Origin of the sequence: Rhodopirellula maiorica SM1, assembly GCF_000346295.1 — a bacterium.
Classification (GTDB): Bacteria; Planctomycetota; Planctomycetia; order Pirellulales; family Pirellulaceae; genus Novipirellula; species Novipirellula maiorica.
Genome location: NZ_ANOG01000117.1, coordinates 1 through 1,905, shown reverse-complemented (window position 1 = coordinate 1,905; position 1,905 = coordinate 1). Strand labels below are relative to the sequence as shown.

Here is a 1,905-nt window from a genome sequence, read left to right as displayed (position 1 = left end):
CAGCTTGCAGATTGGGGCAATCACATCCGAAGATGTATATTCGGCACCGGCCTGCAACGAGGGCGCCTCAAGATAACGCGTCCGAACGACAGTTACCGGAAGTCAAAATTCGGATCGACGTGGCGTGCTACGGGTTCTAGCAGTCTTGACGTCAGCGATCTTTGCTTTCCCGAGTAGTGCCATTCGTGCTCATACATAACCGAAACGCCGAGGCGTTCCAGTTCCTGTTTTGCGTCTCGCTGTCGTTTGGCCGTCGTTGCGATTCTGCCAAGGAAAACGCACAGTAGGGTGACACAAATCATGAACGTGCGGAGACTGATTGTTCGCCGGCTTAATTTTCTAGCGAGTGACTGTGGGGCGTGGCCTTCCATGGGGATCGCTTTAGAGAGGGAACGTTGATCTGACGCACGGTAGGAAGCATGGGGCCCGGCGAATGATTCACAAGTTGACCAATGATCGCTTCTACCGGCCTCACACGCATTTTATGGTTCTGCCTTCTTTTTAGTCGCGACCATCAGTGTAGCATGGACACGTTGGACCGCTGAAAAAAACGCAGGTGAAACATCTCGAGGCGCATTAGCCGTAATCCGTAAGAGTGTATCGGAAAGTCGATCGCCCAAGAGAATTGACAACGCAGCGGCTGCAATGACTGGTGAGCGGCTCATGCCCGCGCTACAAGCAACGAGTGTCCGACAGTCGCGTTCCAGCAGTAATCGTAAGCATTCGATACTGGCGGAAACGATCATATCGTCGTTGGTATCATCATCAGAAATGGGAAAGCGGCAATAGACAATATCGCGGCCCAGCTCTGCCGGTGGTTCGTTGGCGGCCAAGTCTATCACTTACGTGCGCACGTGGACGCGAAGGTTACTCGTCAGGTTGGTGTTCGGGAGAAGTCAATGTGCAGGAAATGCGTCGAGCTTCGAGGTGGGCAGGAGTCTTGACAGCCGCATCGTCAGGTACCAACGAACTAACGAAACGGTCCAGTATAGCCTTGCCCAAATCTTTATGCTTCGGATCGCGACCCTGAAAAAGAACAGACACCCGCACGTCGTTGTCTTTCCGAAGCAGCGTTCGCACGCGTCGTGCTACGTCGCCCAAGTCCATGTTGTTACTCATCGGGGGACGAATCCGAATCTCCTTCGTGCGAACGGTGGACGTTTGTGCCGAAGACGGTTCAAGTTTCGGAGCGTCATCGCCGACAGGCCAAGCGAGAGAGTTGCAATTTGGGCAACAAACATCGCCAGCAATCGAACGGTTTAGACGGAACTCCGCACCGCATACATCGCACCGATGCGGCACGCCTTCGGGGGTACGGGATGAGGGATCATTCATTGACATGAAGGTTCAGTCCGGTAACGGCGGCGAAAGTCCGGTCCCAGAGCGGATGAGCCACCATCAAGTAAGGCGATTTCAAAGACTCGGGTGTACCACCTAGTTTTGACCGTTCTTGTGCGAGTATTGACACGCCGCCCAAAACGAATGCACACCAAGAGGATACCAAAGATCGATCAGGATCGGAACATTTTTCCGCGCAAGTGCGAGCATGAGTCGTTCGCTGCATGAATCAATGAACAAGCAGAAGGGAACCGCGAGAGCTGAGGAGAATTGCTTAACTTCCCGGTGTACTCTTTAGACGCCTGACTAATTCGGCCACGCTGATCTATTTGCCGGCAAAAAAATGAGGGGCAAAAATATGAAGATTCGATTCCGGAGATCGCAATGTCGACTGTTTTCTAACATGAACCCATCTTTTTGCCCCCCATGTTTTTGCCGGTAATGCAGTGGGGAAAATCTTTCGAAATCGCAACTTGTTCCATGCCACAACGGTGGCGATCCACGACATTGTTTCACGAATCGACGTTGCCGCCACTCGCGTGCACCCATGGTTCTTGCGATGGGTCC

General features: G+C 52.9%; 2 protein-coding genes. Both read right to left on the bottom strand.

From position 1 onward, the window contains the following. Positions 1-482 precede the first annotated feature (482 nt). Positions 483-833, bottom strand: coding sequence for a protein-tyrosine phosphatase family protein (locus tag RMSM_RS03410; RefSeq protein WP_052031467.1), 351 nt, complete (start codon positions 831-833; stop codon positions 483-485). Positions 834-867: 34 nt separating this feature from the next. Then, the gene (locus RMSM_RS43705) at positions 868-1,335 is read right to left on the bottom strand and encodes a translation initiation factor IF-3 (protein ID WP_008691592.1); all 468 of its coding nucleotides are present in this window, start codon (positions 1,333-1,335) and stop codon (positions 868-870) included. Between the last annotated feature and the right edge of the window lie 570 nt (positions 1,336-1,905).